General features: G+C 70.6%; 14 protein-coding genes. 5 read left to right on the top strand and 9 right to left on the bottom strand.

Translation table 11 applies throughout. From position 1 onward, the window contains the following. Positions 1 to 41 precede the first annotated feature (41 nt). On the bottom strand, positions 42 to 419 hold the full coding sequence (locus FHD63_RS13940; RefSeq protein ID WP_139722554.1) for a hypothetical protein: 378 nt from the start codon (positions 417 to 419) through the stop codon (positions 42 to 44). A gap of 173 nt (positions 420 to 592) precedes the next feature. On the opposite strand from FHD63_RS13940, the gene FHD63_RS13935 reads away from it, so the two are divergent. Beyond that, on the top strand, positions 593 to 1336 hold the full coding sequence (locus FHD63_RS13935) for an esterase family protein (protein WP_139722553.1): 744 nt from the start codon (positions 593 to 595) through the stop codon (positions 1334 to 1336). A gap of 24 nt (positions 1337 to 1360) precedes the next feature. Here the strand turns inward: FHD63_RS13935 and FHD63_RS13930 are convergent, their stop codons facing one another. From FHD63_RS13930 to FHD63_RS13920, 3 genes are all read right to left on the bottom strand, one after another. Continuing rightward, complete coding sequence (locus FHD63_RS13930; RefSeq protein WP_139722552.1) at positions 1361 to 1819, bottom strand: DUF3817 domain-containing protein; 459 nt, start codon at positions 1817 to 1819, stop codon at positions 1361 to 1363. Positions 1820 to 1892: 73 nt separating this feature from the next. Then, positions 1893 to 2540: an SRPBCC family protein gene (locus tag FHD63_RS13925; RefSeq protein WP_139722551.1), complete on the bottom strand. Its 648-nt coding sequence runs from the start codon at positions 2538 to 2540 to the stop codon at positions 1893 to 1895. Then, positions 2537 to 2923: an ArsR/SmtB family transcription factor gene (locus FHD63_RS13920; RefSeq protein WP_139722550.1), complete on the bottom strand. Its 387-nt coding sequence runs from the start codon at positions 2921 to 2923 to the stop codon at positions 2537 to 2539. The genes FHD63_RS13925 and FHD63_RS13920 overlap by 4 nt, the downstream gene beginning before the upstream one ends. Positions 2924 to 3031: 108 nt before the next feature. On the opposite strand from FHD63_RS13920, the gene FHD63_RS13915 reads away from it, so the two are divergent. The 3 genes from FHD63_RS13915 to FHD63_RS16730 all read left to right on the top strand — a co-directional run bounded on the left by FHD63_RS13915 (position 3032) and on the right by FHD63_RS16730 (position 10752). After that, positions 3032 to 4273 carry an ATP-grasp domain-containing protein gene (locus FHD63_RS13915; protein ID WP_139722549.1) on the top strand — a complete coding sequence of 414 codons (1242 nt, stop codon included), beginning with the start codon at positions 3032 to 3034 and terminating at the stop codon, positions 4271 to 4273. Positions 4274 to 4518: 245 nt separating this feature from the next. Beyond that, entirely contained in the window at positions 4519 to 5145 is a 627-nt protein-coding gene (locus FHD63_RS13910; RefSeq protein WP_139722548.1) for a LamG domain-containing protein, read from the top strand. Between the two features lie 258 nt (positions 5146 to 5403). Continuing rightward, the gene (locus FHD63_RS16730; RefSeq protein WP_139722547.1) at positions 5404 to 10752 is read left to right on the top strand and encodes a PKD domain-containing protein; all 5349 of its coding nucleotides are present in this window, start codon (positions 5404 to 5406) and stop codon (positions 10750 to 10752) included. On the opposite strand, the gene FHD63_RS13900 is transcribed toward FHD63_RS16730, so the two are convergent. The 5 genes from FHD63_RS13900 to FHD63_RS13880 are packed head-to-tail and all read right to left on the bottom strand — an operon-like array spanning position 10753 to position 15994. Then, complete coding sequence (locus FHD63_RS13900) at positions 10753 to 11688, bottom strand: glycosyltransferase (RefSeq protein ID WP_139722546.1); 936 nt, start codon at positions 11686 to 11688, stop codon at positions 10753 to 10755. Beyond that, on the bottom strand, positions 11685 to 12605 hold the full coding sequence (locus FHD63_RS13895) for a glycosyltransferase family 2 protein (protein ID WP_139722545.1): 921 nt from the start codon (positions 12603 to 12605) through the stop codon (positions 11685 to 11687). Before FHD63_RS13895 ends, FHD63_RS13900 begins: the two co-directional genes overlap by 4 nt. Then, positions 12598 to 13539 carry a sulfotransferase gene (locus FHD63_RS13890; RefSeq protein WP_158296792.1) on the bottom strand — a complete coding sequence of 314 codons (942 nt, stop codon included), beginning with the start codon at positions 13537 to 13539 and terminating at the stop codon, positions 12598 to 12600. Before FHD63_RS13890 ends, FHD63_RS13895 begins: the two co-directional genes overlap by 8 nt. Continuing rightward, positions 13536 to 14867, bottom strand: a complete 1332-nt coding sequence (locus FHD63_RS13885) for an O-antigen ligase family protein (RefSeq protein WP_139722544.1) — start codon at positions 14865 to 14867, stop codon at positions 13536 to 13538. Before FHD63_RS13885 ends, FHD63_RS13890 begins: the two co-directional genes overlap by 4 nt. After that, complete coding sequence (locus tag FHD63_RS13880) at positions 14864 to 15994, bottom strand: hypothetical protein (protein ID WP_139722543.1); 1131 nt, start codon at positions 15992 to 15994, stop codon at positions 14864 to 14866. The genes FHD63_RS13885 and FHD63_RS13880 overlap by 4 nt, the downstream gene beginning before the upstream one ends. A 235-nt stretch (positions 15995 to 16229) precedes the next feature. Here FHD63_RS13880 and FHD63_RS13875 point away from each other — a divergent pair, with 235 nt between their 5' ends. Beyond that, positions 16230 to 17765, top strand: coding sequence for a Wzz/FepE/Etk N-terminal domain-containing protein (locus FHD63_RS13875; RefSeq protein ID WP_139722542.1), 1536 nt, complete (start codon positions 16230 to 16232; stop codon positions 17763 to 17765). The last annotated feature ends 6 nt before the right edge of the window (positions 17766 to 17771 follow it).

Genomic DNA, 17771 nt, shown 5'->3' with positions numbered 1-17771 from the left:
GCTGCCCCTCCGTCCGGTCCCCTCGGGCCACGCCTTCCAACCTAGTCGCACATCCGGGGGAACCTCTTGCAGAACCACTCCGGCAGGCCGAACGCCGCCGCACCCACCGACGCCGTGGCCGACAGCTCGGCCCGCGACGGTGAGGTCGCAGCCGGAGGCGAGAGACGGAGGGCGACCTCGCGCTCGCCGTCGGAGGCGGTGACGACCTCCAGCACCTCGACGCGGGTGTGCCCGTCCCTGCCGCCCCCTGCTGCGGCAGGGACGGGCACCACATGCAGGGGGAGGGACGGGGTGGGCTCCCTGTGACCCAGCCGCATCACGGCGCACTCGGGGGTGACCAGCTCGGCCTGACCGATGGTCCGGCCCGAGGGTCCCTCTGCATCACCCGTCATGACGCGCACGTGTCCTCGGAACTGCACGGCTGACAGTCTGGCCGGGACGACGGGTGGCGCGCGTCATCCTCCAGACGGATATCCGCGGCGGATCGAGGGGCGCCGGCTCCGGCTGGCAGCACCCGGTGCCGGAGGTATGACGTGTGGCAGGCTTTCCCCCACGTCGGGCCAGGTCGTGGCCCAGGACACGAAGGAGTGCCATGGAGCGCGAGCAGGTCGATCTCGACACCCAGGGCGTCGGGCGTGGCGCGATCATCCGCTACGGCCACTACGGCCGTCCGGTGCTGGTCTTCCCGTCCGAGGCCGGTCGGGCGTGGGACTTCGAGAACAACGGGATGATCGAGGCGGTCGCGGACCTGCTGGGGGAGGGCCGCATCAAGCTCTACTGCGTCGACTCCTTCGACCACCTCACCTGGAGCGACAACAGCCTGCCGACGGAGGAGCGGGCGCGTCGGCACGGCGCCTACGAGCGGTGGATCCTCGACACGGTGGTGCCGCTCATCGACGAGGACTCGCCGGGTCACCGGAGCATCGTCACGGTCGGCGCCAGCATGGGCGGCTTCCACGCGGTGAACTTCGCCCTCAAGCGGCCCGACGTCTTCGGGGTCGGGATAAGCCTGTCCGGCAACTTCGACCCCAGCTCCTGGCACGGGTGGGGCGAGCTGGGGGAGGCCACCTACTTCAACAACCCCACGGCCTACGTCGCGGGGATGGAGGGCGAGCACCTGCAGTGGGTGCGCGAGAACGCCAGCATCCTCATCGTCGTCGGGCAGGGCGCCTTCGAGGTGCACCCGACCCAGTCGCTGCCCGGCGCGCACCGGATGGCCGGGATCCTGGCGGACAAAGGCATCCCGCACGAGCTCGACCTGTGGGGGCACGACAGCGCCCACGACTGGCCGTGGTGGCGCAAGCAGCTCGCCCACCACCTGCCCCGCTTCTGCTGAGGCCGGACCCGACGGGCGCGCCTCTCAGCCGACCGGCGGCCCCAGGCGCAGGAGGACGGCGAACACGACGGCGACCCCGACGAGGGCGACGGCCGCCCAGAGCACCGGCCGTCGCAGGACCCCGTGCAGGGCCCGCTCGGGGAGGGTGCGCGCCACCGCGGACTCCCGCAGCCGCCACTCCCCTCCCGCCAGCCCTCGCCGGCGTACGGACTGCTCGAAGGGGATGGTGACGAAGGGTGGCACCGCGCTGAAGAGCCCCAGGACGAGCGTCCTGGCGCCCCAGCGCTGGTCGACGGCCACCACGACGACCACCACGCAGTAGGCGAGGAAGACGAAGCCGTGGATGGGACCGGCGATGCTCACCCCGAGGTCGGTCGTCCGGGTGAGGTACTTCAACGCCATACCGAGCAGCAGGAGCGACCAGGTCACCGCCTCGGCGTCGGCGAGGACACGGAGCAGCCGGCCGGGTCCGGGGGAGGTCATCAGCCCATTCTCGATCATCGCCCCGAGGCCCGGTGACCGGCCCTCGCGGAGGTCGGGCGGGTATGCCGTCCGGTCAGCCGCCCTGCGGCGGAACGTAGAAGGCGGTGGTCGCCGCGACGTTGGCCTCGACCACCTCAGGCGCCGTGCCTGCCGCCCGCTGCGCCTGGCCCCAGGCCCTCGCGGAGGCGGCGTTGAACTCGCGGACGGCCGGGTCCCGGTCCAGCTCCTCGGCCGCGGGCAGCTGGGCACCGGCCAGGTGGAGCGCCAGCCCGAGCAGGGCCCCGTCCCAGCCGACGCCGATGGCGCCGGGCCCGAACTGGTCCCACATCTCGGGCGGGGTCTGCGCGCGGTGGGTCAGCGTGAGCACGGTGCCCGCGGACTCGTCCCCGGCCTCCTCCAGCAGCACCTCGACGAGCGACGCGTCCTCCGGTCCGGTGGGGCCCATCTCCCAGGTCACCAGCAGCCGGTGGTGCGGCTCGCAGGCGCGGACGACCCCGCCGGCGTTCCCGGTGAAGGCGAACCGTCCTCCGAGGCTCAGGTCGCCCTCCACCGGGAGGAACCATCGGGCCAACCGGTCGGGGTCGGTCAGGGCGTCCCACAGCTCCGCCGGGGTCGCGGCGTAGCGGCGCGAGAGGGTCACCACCTGCGCGGGCCCGGCGGGCACGGTGCCCACGCCCGTCGACCGGTCCACCTGTGTCAGCTCGTCCAGCAGGTCCTTCATGCCATCCTCCGTGTCGTGTCGTCGGCGGTGTCCGCCTCGTCGGTGCTGCCGTCCGCCCGGTGCCGCAGGCGCCCGCGGGCCAGCTCTGTCTCCAGCGCGTCCAGGCGTTGCGACCAGAAGCCGCGCAGCTCGGCCAGCCAGCGCTCCGCCTCGGCCAGGGGGCCGGGCTCCAGCGCGTAGAGGCGGCGTCGGCCGTCCGCCCGTGTGCTGACCAGCCCGCCCTCGCGCAGCACCCGCAGGTGCTGGGACACGGCCGGCTGGCTGACCGTGAACTCCTCCTGCGCGAGGGCGACCAGTCCACCGGCGGAGATCTCCCCGCCGAGGGCCAGGTGCTCCAGCAGCCTGCGCCGCACCGGGTCGCCCAGGACGTCGAAGGCTGTCATGAGTCGAGCGTGGCACCATCTAACGCATAAGTCAATGCTTATATAGCAGGCCCGACTCGGCCGGGTCGTGCGCTGACGCGGGGGCGTCGAGGCGCTAACGTTCCGGTCATGGCCAACGACGTGCGCACCCACCTGATCGGTCTGCTGCTCGGGGCGGAGGAGGACTGGCCGCGCGCCTTCGAGTCGATCATGTCCATGGTCGGCCCGGTGCAGGCCGACGGCGCGACGCACTCGATCAGCAGCGAGCGCGTGCGGATCCACCCCTTCGACCTCACCGACCCGGTCCGTCACGGGCTGGTCATCGACCGCCTGGCGTACTGGTACTACCACCCCCGGGAGTGGTTGAAGAAGGCGTCGTTGATGAACGACACCTACCTGCTCAACAGCCCGTTCACCTTCCAGTCGATGGAGAAGCACAGCGCCTACGTCGCGATGCTGCGGCTGGGGATGAAGATCCCCAAGACGGTCCTGGTGCCCTACAAGAACCCGGTCGACAACGTGCGCTGGGCCTACACGGCGGCGAAGTACAACGACCCCTTCGACCTCGAGACCATCGCCGCCGACATCGGCTACCCGCTCTTCATGAAGCCCTTCGACGGCGGCGGCTGGCGCGGCGTCTCCAAGGTCAAGGACGTCGAGGGTCTGCACAAGGCCTACGACGAGTCCGGCAACATGCTCATGCACCTGCAGGCGACGGTCGACTACGACAAGTTCGCCCGGGCCCTGACGATCGGCCCGGAGACGATGGTCATGGACTTCCGACCGGACGAGCCGATGCACAACCGGTATGCCGTGACCCACGACTTCCTCTCCCCGCAGGCAGGGTGGGAGGCCGAGACGGTGAGCAAGGTCGTCAACGCCTTCTTCGGGTGGGAGTTCAACTCCGCCGAGATGCTCGTCGCCGGCGACGAGGTCTACCCCATCGACTACGCCAACGCCTGCCCCGACGTCGCGATCACCTCGTTGCACTACTACTTCCCCTGGGCCATCACCGCCCTCGTGCGCTGGTCGACCTACTGCCTCGTCACCGGCCGCAAGTCGGCCATCGGCGTGCGCAACCCGCGCGACTACTTCGCCATCGGCGACGACCCGGACCGCACCTACACCGAGAAGATGCAGGCCTACCGCGAGCTCGCCGACGCCGAGTTCGAGACCGACCGCTACTGGGAGTGGTGCGAGCAGCACCTGCCGCACCTGCCCGAGCGGGTCATGGACTGGGTGTCCTCGGAGGACTTCGACCGCCTGCTCACGGACACCGTGCGCGGGCACTACCCGGCGCACGAGCACGAGAAGTTCATCGCGCACTTCCGCGGTCTGACGGGGATGTGGGTGACCGACCAGCGGGGATGAGCGTGGTTGGCCAGGCGCTGGAGCGCCGGGTGCCCTACTCTCGTGCCGTTCCGAACACGAGAGGAGCCACCGTGAAGGCTCGCCGTACTTTTTCCCTGTCCGCCGCCGTCCTCGCCCTGGTCTGCGCCACCACCGGAGCGGCTGCCGCGCAGCCCCCTTCGGGATCCGAGGTCGCCCTGGAACCATCCGGGTACCCGTCCCCGGGGTCACGCGTCACCTCCCTGGTCAACACCGGTGGGCTCCCGGTGACCGCTGACATCGCCTCGGTCTACGGGGCGACCGCGACCGCCGACCGCGACCGCTGGGGGGATGCGGCGGTCCGGCTGCCCGCTCCTGCGTCCGGCTGGTCCGCCCCGCGGGCCATCATGCGGGTGCGGCACCAGGCGCAGTCCGGTGACCCGCTCGCGCCCGGCTCGAGGGACTTCAGCTTCGGCGCCACGTTCAAGAAGGACCAGCGCTCCTCGGGGACGACCACGGACAACGGCGACAACCTCATCCAACGGGGTCTGGCCTCCGACCCGGCGCAGTACAAGATCGAGGTCGACGGTGGCCGGGTCGCCTGCCGCGTGGCGGGCGACGCCGGCGCGGTGACGGTCCGGTCCACGGTGCCGGTCTACTGGCACCGGTGGTACTCGGCGGAGTGCGTGCGGGACGGGTCCACGGTGACGTTGCGCGTGACCGAGCATCTCTCCGGAGGGGACCGGGTCACCTCATCCCGGTCGTCCGGCTCGATCGGCTCGCTGCGGTGGTCCAAGACGCGGACGCCGCTCTCCGTGGGCGGCAAGCTGGCTGCTGACGGGTCCGTCATCCGGTCGGCCACCGACCAGTTCAACGGCGTCATCAGCGACCCGTTCCTCGACATCAGGTCCTGACGCCTCCGCCGGGTCCCGTGCCCGGTCAGGAGGCCCCGCCGAGGACGTCCACCCTTTCTCGCCCGCCCGGTCACGCGCCGGGCGGGCGAAAGTCGTCCTGCCGGGCCCTTGATAAATCTCTGACAGTGGCTTTACTCTCTTTTTACCAAACATTCAGGTATGCCATCGCGCGGTGGCCGGGGGGTGCAGCCCCCGCGCACCGGAGAGACGTGGCACGACCGCAGGCCGCTCACAGGGCGGAGAGGGAGAACCCTGAGCATGACTAGGGTCCAGAGCACGCGTATCCCCGGCTGGCTGATCGGCGTCCTCGCCATGGCGCTGGCCCTCGGTGGGCTCGTGCCCCCGTCCCCGGCGCAGGCCGCCGATCCGGAGCTCGACCTCTCCCGGTACTCCGGACTCACCACCGACACGGCAGCGGTCTCGTGCTGGGAGATCAAGCAGCTCAACCCGGACTCACCGGACGGCTCCTACTGGCTGCTCACGCCGGAGATGACGGCGCCGGAGCAGTTCTGGTGCGACATGACCACGGACGGCGGGGGCTGGGTCCGGATCGGGAGCGGCCGTCAGCAGTGGACCACCTCCTACGACGGCAAGGGTGACGTCTCCGAGCTGCGGCAGGCGCAGCCGCCGCTGACGCGGGGGGTGCAGCTGGGCTCGGCCACCATCGACAAGCTCATCGACGGTCGGGTGGACCGGATGCAGGACGACATCCGGGTCCGCCGCGCCTCGAGCAGCGACGGCAGCACCTGGCAGGAGGTCCGCTTCCAGTTCGCCAACCGGGACCGCTGGGTGTGGAGCATGGGCGCCGAGCACCGTCTGTCACGGTGGAATGTCGGCGGTGTGAGCGGCACCGGTGGTCAGACGCTCGGCTTCGGCAACGGTTCCGGCCTCAGCTACGTCACCGCCAACATCCTGTCGACGCAGGGCTACAACTGGGGCTTCGCCTACGGCTCCCAGGTCGTCGGTCAGAACAACGACACGACCTACCTCTGGTCCAGCGCCGCCGGGGTCGGCAACGCCCTGCCCTACGCCGAGATCTACATCAGGCCACGCCTCACCACCTTCGGCAGCCCCTTCGCATCCATCGCCGACGGCGGCACCGCCAAGGTCGAGAACGCTCCCGCGGCATCGTCCGCGGCCCTGGTCAACCCGTGGGGGGTCGCCGGTCTCGCCGGCCGGACGGGCACCGAGGGCAACGTCGAGGTGCAGGCGTTCGAGCAGATCGGCAACGTGATGTTCGTCGGCGGCAACTTCCGGTGGGCGCAGCAGGACGCCAACGGTGCCGGTCGTGTCGAGCGCCCGTTCCTCGCCGCCTTCAACGCCACCAGCGGCCAGTTCATCCCCGGCTTCGCCCCGGTCCTCAACGAGCAGGTCCGCACCCTGGCCGCACTCCCGAACGGTCAGCTGCTCGTCGGGGGCGACTTCACCTCCGCCAACGGGCAGCCGGCCCAGGGTCTGGTCGCGCTGAACCCGGCGACCGGTGCGTCGTCGAGCACGTGGGGGGTGCGGCTGGAGAACGCCACATCACCCGGTGACGTGCGCGTCGAGGCCGTCGACGTTGGCAGCGACGGCTACGTCTACCTCGGTGGGAGCTTCACCCACCTCAGCGGCTCCGACGGGGGCAACCGCGTGTATGCCCGCAACGCCGGACGTGTCGCTGCGAGCAACGGCACCCCCAACCTGTGGAACCCCGAGTTCAACGGCACCGTGCTCGACGTCTCCGCCAGCGAGGACGGTGAGCGCGCCTACTTCTCCGGCTTCTTCGACCGGTCCGGGCAGGCCACGGCCTTCCGCGCCGCTGCCGTCATGAGCGACACCGGCGCCCTGGACCCGGTGGCCTGGAACCCCACGTGGAGCAACGCCAACAAGAACTACCAGCGGGCGATCCGTCAGCACGGCGACCGCGTCTGGGTGGGCGGGTCCGAGCACTCCCTCTTCGACTTCTCCACCAGCACCTACGAGCGTCTGGGGGGAAGCATCACCAAGCGCGGTGGCGACATGCAGGCCATCGAGATCCGCGACGGGCAGCTGTTCGCGGGATGTCACTGCAACAACTGGGTCTACCAGGACGCCTACACCTGGTCCGACGTGGGGTCGGCGTGGAACCAGGCCGACACCATCGGCTGGATCGGGCAGTGGGACCCCTCGACCGGTGACTACGTCCCCGAGTTCACGCCGGAGTTCCGCACCCGTCTGGGGTCGGCCATCTGGGCCATCGAGATCGCCGACGACGGCACGGTGTGGGGTGGTGGTGACGTCACGAGCGGGCTGACCACCTCCGGATCCCGCTGGCTCGGCGGGTTCGCCCGTTGGGCACCGCGCGACACGACGGCTCCTGGCACGCCCGGTTCCTTCCGCATCGTCAGCCAGACCGCCAGCACCGTGACCCTGGCCTGGTCGGCCGTCTCCGGCACCTCGGCCTACCAGGTGCTGCGGGACGACCGCGCCGTGGCGACGACCGGGGGCACGTCCCTCACCGTCCCCAAGGGCGGAGCCAACAGGTTCTTCGTGCGCGCTGCCGACACCGCGGGCAACGTGTCCGCCAGCACGAGGGTCCTCGAGACCGGTGACGGCAACCCGGCCCCGGTGCCGCAGATCGATGCGCAGACCGACGGGCTCACCGTCAGCCTCGACGGTTCCGCGTCGAGCGACGACGGCGAGATCGTCTCCTACGCGTGGGACCTCGGTGACGGCACGACGAGCACCGGGCCGACCGTCGAGCACACCTACGACCGCACGGGGACCTACACGGTGTCCCTGCGCGTCGCGGACGACGAGGGCAGCTTCCGGACCGCGACCGCGAAGATCGAGGCGAGCATCCCGGTCCCGACCGACGTCTACGGTGCCTCCGTCATGGTCGACGAGCCGGACCTCTACTGGCGTCTGGACGAGTCGAGCGGCACCTACGCCCAGGACTCCAGCCAGCGTGACCGTCCGGGCGTCTACCAGGGCGGTGTCACCAAGGACCAGGCCGGCGCCCTCGTCGACAACCCCGACCGGGCAGCCGCGTTCAACGGGTCCGACGGCGCGGTGGTCGGCAGCCCCGACACCGCTGTGAACGACCCGGGCGCGTTCTCGGTCGAGACCTGGTTCTCGACCACCAGCACGCGTGGTGGCAAGCTCATCGGCTTCGGCAATGCCGCGTCCGGGTTGTCGGGCAGCTACGACCGGCACATATACATGCGCAACAACGGCACCCTGACGTTCGGTGTCTGGACGGGCGCCGAGAACACCATCACGACCACCGGCGCCTACAACGACGGCCAGTGGCACCACGTGGTCGGCACCCAGGGGCCGGACGGGATGGCGCTCTACGTCGACGGCGAGCTGGTCGGGACCCACCCGCAGACCGACGCCCAGGCCTACACGGGCTACTGGCGGATCGGCGGCGACCGCACCTGGTCCGGCGCCAGCAGCAGCTACTTCCAGGGTTCGCTCGACGAGGCCGCCGTCTACTCGACCCCGCTGGCCGCAGCGAGGGTGGCTGCGCACTACGCCGCCGGAACGGCGCAGAACGCAGCCCCGACCGCCGAGTTCACGACCTCGACCGACGACCTGACGCTGTCGTTGGATGCCTCTGCCAGCGCGGACGAGGACGGCGAGATCGTCGGCTACGCGTGGGACTTCGGTGACGGCGAGACCGGTGAGGGCGTCACGACGACGCACGCCTACGCGGCGGACGGCACCTACGAGGTGACGCTCACCGTGACCGACGACCGCGGTGGTGAGGCCACGAGCACGCAGAGCGTGAGCGTGCAGGGCCCGCCCAACGTCGACCCGACGGCGCAGTTCACGACCTCGAGCGACGACCTGGTGCTGTCGCTGGATGCGTCTGCCAGCGCGGACGAGGACGGCGAGATCGTCGGCTACGCGTGGGACTTCGGCGACGGCGAGACCGGTGAGGGCGTCACGACGACCCACACCTTCGCTCAGGCCGGCACCTACGAGGTGACGCTCACCGTGACCGACGACCGCGGTGGTGAGGCCACCAGCACGCAGGACGTCACCGTGGCGGTCCAGCCCAACGTCGAGCCGACGGCGGCCTTCACCGCCGAGACCGAGCTGTTGGAGGTGTCGGTGGATGCGTCGTCGTCGGTGGACGAGGACGGGGAGATCGTGTCCTACGTCTGGGACTTCGGTGATGGTGGTGTCGGTGAGGGGGTGACGGCGACGCACACGTATGCGTCGGCCGGCACCTACGAGGTGACGTTGACCGTGACCGATGACGAGGGTGCCGAGGTCTCGGTGTCCGAGGACGTGACGGTCTCGGAGAGTGTGGAGCCGGTGACCTCGACGGTGATCGAGCGGGATGCGTCGTGGTCGTGGTACTACGGTGCGGATGCTCCGGTCGCGCAGTGGAAGGCTGGTGGTGACCTGGCCGGGTGGCAGCCTGGTGCGGCGCCGTTGGGCTTCGGGTTCCCGCAGGTGGCGACGGACATCGATGTGGACGGTCCGACGACGGACCGGCCGCGGGCGGCGTACTTCGTGCGGGAGTTCGAGGTCGAGCGTGCGGACCGGGTGGTCTCGTTGGTGCTGGACACGGTGGCCGACGACGGTGCGGTGATCTACGTCAACGGGGTCGAGGTGGGTCGGCAGAACATGCGTGAGGGTGAGGTCACCCACTTCACGTATGCGCCGTCCGCGCGGCGACGCGACGTGGCGCTGGCCGACCCGCTGGTGATCGAGGTGCCGGTCGACCTGCTCGTCGACGGGACCAACGTCGTGGCCGCGGAGACCCACCTGAACTACCGCGGGACCCGGGACCTCAGCTTCGACCTCGACGCCGAGATGACCACCCTGGCTGCGGGGGCAGGCACCCCGAACCAGCCGCCCAACGCCGGCTTCGCGACCGTCTCCGAGCTGTTGGAGGTGTCGGTGGATGCGTCGTCGTCGGTGGACGAGGACGGGGAGATCGTGTCCTACGTCTGGGACTTCGGTGATGGTGGTGTCGGTGAGGGGGTGACGGCGACGCACACGTATGCGTCGGCCGGCACCTACGAGGTGACGTTGACCGTGACCGATGACGAGGGTGCCGAGGTCTCGGTGTCCGAGGACGTGACGGTCTCGGAGAGTGTGGAGCCGGTGACCTCGACGGTGATCGAGCGGGATGCGTCGTGGTCGTGGTACTACGGTGCGGATGCTCCGGTCGCGCAGTGGAAGGCTGGTGGTGACCTGGCCGGGTGGCAGCCTGGTGCGGCGCCGTTGGGCTTCGGGTTCCCGCAGGTGGCGACGGACATCGATGTGGACGGTCCGACGACGGACCGGCCGCGGGCGGCGTACTTCGTGCGGGAGTTCGAGGTCGAGCGTGCGGACCGGGTGGTCTCGTTGGTGCTGGACACGGTGGCCGACGACGGTGCGGTGATCTACGTCAACGGGGTCGAGGTGGGTCGGCAGAACATGCGTGAGGGTGAGGTCACCCACTTCACGTATGCGCCGTCCGCGCGGCGACGCGACGTGGCGCTGGCCGACCCGCTGGTGATCGAGGTGCCGGTCGACCTGCTCGTCGACGGGACCAACGTCGTGGCCGCGGAGACCCACCTGAACTACCGCGGGACCCGGGACCTCAGCTTCGACCTCGACGCCGTCCTGTCGGAGCAGCCGGGCTGATCAGCGCGCGAGGTCGAGGGTCGCAGGCTGATTCCGCACGGTGCTGCGGCGCCTCGCCTCCGCGAGGACCGGGCCGGGGTCGTCGTCCGGGCGCAGGACGCTGACCAGCCCTCGACGCTCGAGGTCGTCGGCCAGCTGCACCTGGTGGTCGTCCGCGTGCTCGCCCAGCCGGTGCAGACGTGGCACGACGACCGGATGTCGTCCGGCTCTCAGCGCGAGCAGGATGGAGCCGACGCCCGCGTGCGTGACGACGAGCCCCGACCTCGTGACCAGGTCGGCCAGGAGGTCCGGGCGCATCCACTGCCGGCACCGTGGGTCGTCGTGGTCGACGGGGGTGTGGCCCGTCTGGGCGACCCACGTCTGGTCCGGCACCGACGTCAGGAGGTCCACCGCCCGTCGGAACGGGAACCGCTCGGTCCCGACCATGAGCAGGGCGTTGGTGTCGGTGGGTTCGCGCTCCGGCCCCGACCGGAACGCGTCGAACACGCTGCCCGTGCGCTGCCATCCGTGCCGCGGCTCCAGGAAGGCCTGGTGGTGCAGGTGCACCCCGGGGACGAGCTCCAGGATCCGTCCGCTGAGGGAGGGGCCGTGCAGCCGGGTGGCGCTCTCGATGTAGTGCACGCTCGCCCCGGCGGCCCGGGCCGCCAGCAGGTAGGGCACCGCCAGGGCGGCTCCGGTCGAGATGACCCGTCCGGGACGGTGGCGCCGCACGAGGCGGTGAGCGCGTGGGAGGGACCGGAGGGCCCGCCACCCCTGCCGCGATCCGACGGCAGGAGTCCACACGACCTCCTTCCCCGCCAGCAGGTACTCCGACTGCACCGTCCGCGTGGTGACCCAGAGCGGCCGCCTGGGCGGAGGGTCCAGCTGGTAGGTCAGCTCGACGAGTTCCTCCAGGTGGCCGCCCGATGATGCCACGAGCAGGTCGGAGTAGGTCACACACCACGTCCTAGACGGTGCAGCACGTTCAGGACGGTCCCGCCGGCCCGCGGCCAGACGGCCACCGCTGCCGCCAACGGGCCACGGAGCTCCAGCGGATTGTGCCGCAGGGTCCGCACGACCCACGAGGCTGCGTCCTTGCGATGGCCGCTGCAGGCGTGGGCGAAGGCGATCTGACCCATCAGGCGCGAGGCGGCCTTGGAGTCCTGCGCGATGGCCGGGTGACGTCGGAGCATCCACTCCGAGCTGTCGATCTTCGTGTCCCAGCGCCGCGAGAAGAACGAGGTCGCCCCCCACACCACGTGGACGAGAGGTTCGTCCACGTGCACGATCGGTCCTCGCTCGGCTGCGCGCAGGAGGATGTCCCAGTCCTCGTTCTGGCTGCCGGGGATGTCCTCGTCGATGAGTCCCAGGCCACCCAGGAGGGCAGCACGGCGGAAGACGAAGGTCGAGGAGTGGAGCATGGCCATCCGTGAACGCACCAGCATCGGGTGGGTCACCCGGTCGACCCCGGCCAGCCGGGGGGTGGACCGACCGTCGTACTCGACCAGGATCGAGCAGGTGACGAGCTCGGCGCGCGGCTCCGCGCTCAGCTCCTCCACCTGACGTCGCAGCTTGGAGGGTGCCCAGTAGTCGTCGTCGTCGCAGAACGCGACGAGGTCGCCGGTCGCGTGGAGGGTCGCCGTGTTGCGGGCCCCCGCCAGTCCAGGGGTCCGCTCGTTGCTCATCACCCTGACGGGGCGTGGCGCGTCGGCCTCTGTCTGCAGCGCGCGGTCGGGCTCGGCGTTGTCGTAGACCACGATGACGTCGAGCGGCCCGGCGTAGTCCTGCGCCAGGGCGCGCTCGATGGCCAGCCGCACCTGCTCCGGCCGGTCGTGCGTCGGGATGGTGACGGTCACGGAGGGAAGATCAGTCATGGCGACGTCCTACGTAGTCGAAGAGGCGCAGCAGCGGCAGCGTCATCGTCGTGACCAGCCGGTTGCTCCGGGTCGGCAGGTCCTCGCGCCATCTCTCGTCCAGGCGCACGTCGACGTCCCCGGTCCGGAAGCGGAGGGGGTTGCCGCTGCAGGTGTGGTTGGTGACGAGACGGACGGTCGAGTCCGAGATGGCCTCCGCGGGGGTGGGCTCCAGGCCGCAGGCCAGCAGGATGCGCGACGTCGCGGCTCGGGGCTGACGCACCCAGTCCTCGTAGCGGAGGGTGGTGACCGGCTGCCCGGTCAGCCGGGTGGCGAGCGAGCTGAGGTTGTGGACCATCCAGACCACCGAGAGCTTGGCCGGCGAGTACCGCGTCATGGTGCCGAAGGACTCGACCTGTGCCTCCGGACGACTGACGGTCTTGGTCCAGGAGTACGCCACTGCGCGGCTGTCCCGCACGCAGTGCAGGACCCGGACGTCCAGCGACCCCTGGTGGGTCAGGACGTAGGGGATCGAGGGCTGCTTGCTGGAGTCGACGACCACCTCGGCCTGGCTGACCTCCGCCGCGGCCCGGTAGATCGCAGCGTAGAGAGAGCCGTACCACCGCACCTCGTCACGGTAGGCCCGCCCACCGAGCGTGTAGAGGAGGCGGGGGGTCCGGCTCACGCGGTCCAACCTGGCACGGGTGGCGACGATGCGCTCGGCGTCCAGGGTGTGCCACCCCCCGAAGGCCCGCTCACCGACCTCGGTCCAGAAGGGGCACTGCGAGAATGCCTCGCCGCAGCCGCACAGCTCGTCCATGAGCAGACTGCGCTCCCAGAGGTGGGTCACCTCGCCCAGGACGACGAGTCGAGGATCCGTGCCGAGCGCGCGCTCGACGAGCGTGCTGCCGCTGCGTCCTACGCCGGAGATGAAGAGCACACGGGTGTCGTTCAACGGATCCTCCTGGCCAGGGGCCTGGTCTTGGTGGTGCGGGACCGGCGGTGGTCGTCGGCGGGCATCGGTCGTGGCGAGGGTCCCCGCAACGCCAGGGCGGCCGCCACCATCGTCAGCATGAGGCCGACCGGGAGGAATCCGTAGTAGAAGACCTCTGCCAGGGCGACCAGCAGCGTGGCGTTCGCCACCGTGCCGACGTCGTCCCGTCGGCGGAGGCTGGCGGCGAAGGCCAGGGCGAACCAGCCGAGGAAGAAGAGCACCCCTGGTATGCCGTGCGAGTGGAGGACCATCCAGAACTGGCCATGTGTGCCGACGGGTGGGATGTTGGGGTTGGTCGAGGGGCGGGGCGCGCCCAGCCCGAAGAGGGGGTTGTCCTGGACGCTGCGGAGGGTCTGCACGTAGATCTCGGCCCGGTCCTCCGTCGTGCTGGTGTCCTCCACACGGCTGGAGATCTCGTCGTCGAACGAGGACGCCGTGAAGGCGCCGGCACCGAGAGCCCCAGCCAGGATGACCGACAGCATGATGGCGGGGCGACCCCGCAGGAGGTAGCGCACGGACAGGTAGACCGCGGCGATCGCGAGACCGAGGAACATCCCCCGGTTCAGCGTGGCCGCTGCGGGGATGAAGGACAGCGGGACCATGGGCAGCAGGAGCCAGAACCGTCGACGGTGGCGCACCCTGATGAGGTAGAGCAGCACGAAGGGCAGGAGGAGGGAGTAGGCGTTGCCCCAGTTGTTGGTGTAGAGGAAGGGTGCGCTGGGCCTCGGGGTCACGTCGAAGAAGCTGTTCGGGTCGTACTGCGCGAAGCGCCGGATGACCATGTGGTTGACCAGCTCGTTGTTGAGCAGGAACCCGGGAAGCACGTACGACAGGGGGGTCCGCACCACGGTCGTCGGCAGCGCCATCCCCAGGAATCCACCGGCCACCGTGATGAGCCAGTAGATGGTCAGCAGACCGAGCACGAAGGTGTCCTGCAGCCGGGACCGGGCGTTGTAGACGTAGAGGAAGATCACCGTCGCCGCCACGTAGAGCAGGTGGCGGTAGGAGAACCCGATGGCCCGGCCGAAGGTGTCGAGCTGGGTCACGGACAACGTCATCCAGACGAGGAAGGCGAGCCAGACCCCGAAACCGCGCGGCGCCCTGGTGGCTCCGGCACGGAGCAGGTACAACAGCTGCACCCCGCCGAAGAGGATCCACGAGAAGTCGACGATGCCCACGATCCACCAGAGCGGGTACCCGGCGAGCAGCGCCACCATCGGCCAGACCGGGAGCGAGGGTCCTCGGCCCGTCGTCTCGGTCGGCTGCTGCCCCGCCTCCAGGACGCTCATGCGGCGGCGCGGTCGGCGTGGTGCTGCGCGAGGGCGACCAGCTCGCGGGCGTCCCGCACGCCGACCCGGTTACGTGCCCAGGTGCCGTGGCTACGGGCCAGCGCGCAGGCCCGCTCCGCCGTCGCGAGTGCGAAGACGGCCGTGGCGACGTGGGCCGCGGACCGCGACATGCCGATGGCCCGGAGGGTGGGCGTCGCCCTGATGTGGGCCTCCCTGGTGGCGGCGACGATATCCGTGGGCGCGGGGCCGTGCACGGCGTGGAGGAACCAGTGCAGCGCGTCCGTCCCGGCGACCACGTCTTCGACGGAGGACTCCCAGTCCCAGGCCCAGACGGTGCCGTCTGGGGCGCGGCACGTGTTCCACGGCACCAGGTCCCCGTGGTCGAACTGGGCGATGGGCACCGTGGTCTCGAGGGTCATCAGGTGGTCCAGGACGGCTGACGCAGGGGCGGCGACCTCCTGCACCAGGGCCTGATCCGTCATCTGGCCGGTGCGCCGACAGAGGTCGACGAGGGCCGCGCTCGTCCGGGCCGGAGCACGACGCTTCAGGGGCGCGACACGCGCGAGCTCAGGCACGCCGAGGTCGCCCGGGTGCGCCAGTCGACGAACCCCGTGCGGCAGCGGAGCCGTGACGAGGAAAGGCTGCCCGTAGACCTCACCCCTGGTCAGGACGTGCGGGGTCCTGAACCGTCCCGTGCGCCCGTCGACCGCCGTGAGGCGTCGGGCCTCCGTCCGGACGTAGCTGGCTGTGAGGTCGTTCCAGGCGAACTTTGCGTAACCGACCGGGGTGCCGTCCGGCGCGAAGAGCTGAGCCGTCGCCTTCGCGTTGGCTCCTCTGCGGACGCCGATGTGGGCGTGGACGTCGTGACCCAGGGCCTCGCCGACGGCCGTCAACGGCTCGCGCGACGTAGGGACGGTGATCCTGCGGTCGAGGACCACCGCCGGCCGGGGGCCGATCGCGCGCGCGCCGGCGATCGCGGCCGTCGCCAGGCGTGCGACCTGGCGGGAACGCGGCCGCAGACCTTGGTAGGCCACCAATGCGTGGGCGGTGGCCAGGGAGGAACTGCGCTCCACGACCATGCTGGCGCGGCCCGTGGTGGGGAAGACGTCGAGACGCCGCTGGGGCACCCACCCAGGGGACGGGGGAGAGCCTCGACGCAGTCGGAACTCACCGCTGGCCACGGCAGCACCCCAGAGCTGCTGGAGGGTGTTGTCGAGAGCAGCGGTCCTCGCACGTGCGGCGGTCTGCACCTCATCCCCTCCGGAACGCGTCGTAGACCTGGATGGCGACACCAGTCCTCTGACGTAGCATACGAGATGGTCGTCATCGGAGAATCATCGTCGGGCGGGAGACGCACACGGTATGGAGCAGCGCAACGACGAGCCCGGAATCGATCTTCGCCACTACGCCGAGGTGCTCTGGCGCAAGTGGTGGGTGATCGCCCTGGCCACACTACTCGGTCTCGGTGCCGGTGCCGCGACCCTCGTGCTCCTGCCCACGCAGGCCAGCGCGACCGCCACGGTCTCGCTCAACCTCATCACCAGTGATCCCTTCGACGTCAGTCGCCCGGTCTCCGAGCTCATCGACCCGGCGGGGGAGGCACAGGTCGCGTCGTCGTACGCCGTAGCCGAGCGCGCGGCCGCGGAGCTGGGACAGGAGTGGGACGCGGCCGACATCCGGCAGGCCACCGAGGTCGCCGGCGTGGCGGACACGGCCGTCCTGCGGATCACCGCGACGTCAGGGTCGGCCCAGAGTGCCCGTGAGATCGCCGATGCGTCGGCCACGGCGTACCTGGACTACCGCTCGGAGCTGGCGCAGAGTCGCATCGAGCGACGGCTGGAGCAGTCGTCCCAACGCCTGGCCGAGCTCAGGGACGACCTGCGGGAGGTGAACGAGCGGCTCGCCCAGGTCGAGAGCGGCAGCGCGGCCGCGGTCCAGGCCGAGTCGGACCGCTCCCTCATCAACCTCGAGATCGACTCGCTCACCTCCCAGCTCGCGACCGCCCGCGGGATCGACACCAACGGTGGCACCGTCCTCAACCCCGCCGCGAACGGACAGGTCGAGTACACGCCGTCGACGCTCCTGGTCCTGGGGACGGCCACCGTGGCCGGCCTGGGGCTGGGACTTCTGCTCGCCTTCCTCGTGCACGCCATCTGGCCCAGGGTGTTCTCCCGGTACGACGTGGCCGCGAACGGCGGGGTGGAGTCGCTGGGCTTCATCGGCAGGACCAACGTCGCGATCGCGCCTCGCGGCGACGACCTCGCCGTCTACCGCGAGATCCGCGAGCGGGTGCTGGCGGGCGGCCTGATCCGGGACGAACGGGGGCTGCTGGCGGTCCTCCCGACCTACCGGCACGAGGTCCTGGGCGGCGTCGCCGTCACCCTGGCGCACGTCCTGGCCCAGTCCGGTATGCACGTGACCTACGTCGCTCTGCGTCCCGACGCCGACGAGGTGTCCCACGTGTGCGACGCCCTCAACCTGGCCCAGGTGGACGCGACCGAGACCGGTTCGCACTACGTCTCGCGTGACCTCCCCGGGTTCTCGCTCTTCGTGCCCCGGCACAACCCGGACGACGAGCCCTTCTCGATCGCGGCTCGACAGGAGATCATCTCCCGCCGGGCCGAGTCGCTGGTGGTCATCGCCGCCTCACGGGAGTACGGCCGCTCCAGCCGCCTGGCGGCGTCTCGCCTGGCGGATGCGACGGTGCTGCTGGCGGCCCGTGGCGGGAGCACGGTCACGGAGGTGCGTCAGGCCGCCCATGACACGGCGAGCCAGGGTGGGGACATCGTGGGCACCGTCCTGGTCCATCGCCGGCGCCGGCCCGAGGTGACCGGCCGAGGGGGTGCCCGCTCGCACCGAGCGGCGAACAACCCCGTGGTCGTGGGCAGCGAGGCCTGACAGCAG

Origin of the sequence: Serinicoccus chungangensis (genome assembly GCF_006337125.1) — a bacterium.
Lineage (GTDB): Bacteria > Actinomycetota > Actinomycetes > Actinomycetales > Dermatophilaceae > Ornithinicoccus > Ornithinicoccus chungangensis.
This window is presented reverse-complemented; position numbering and strand designations above follow the sequence as displayed.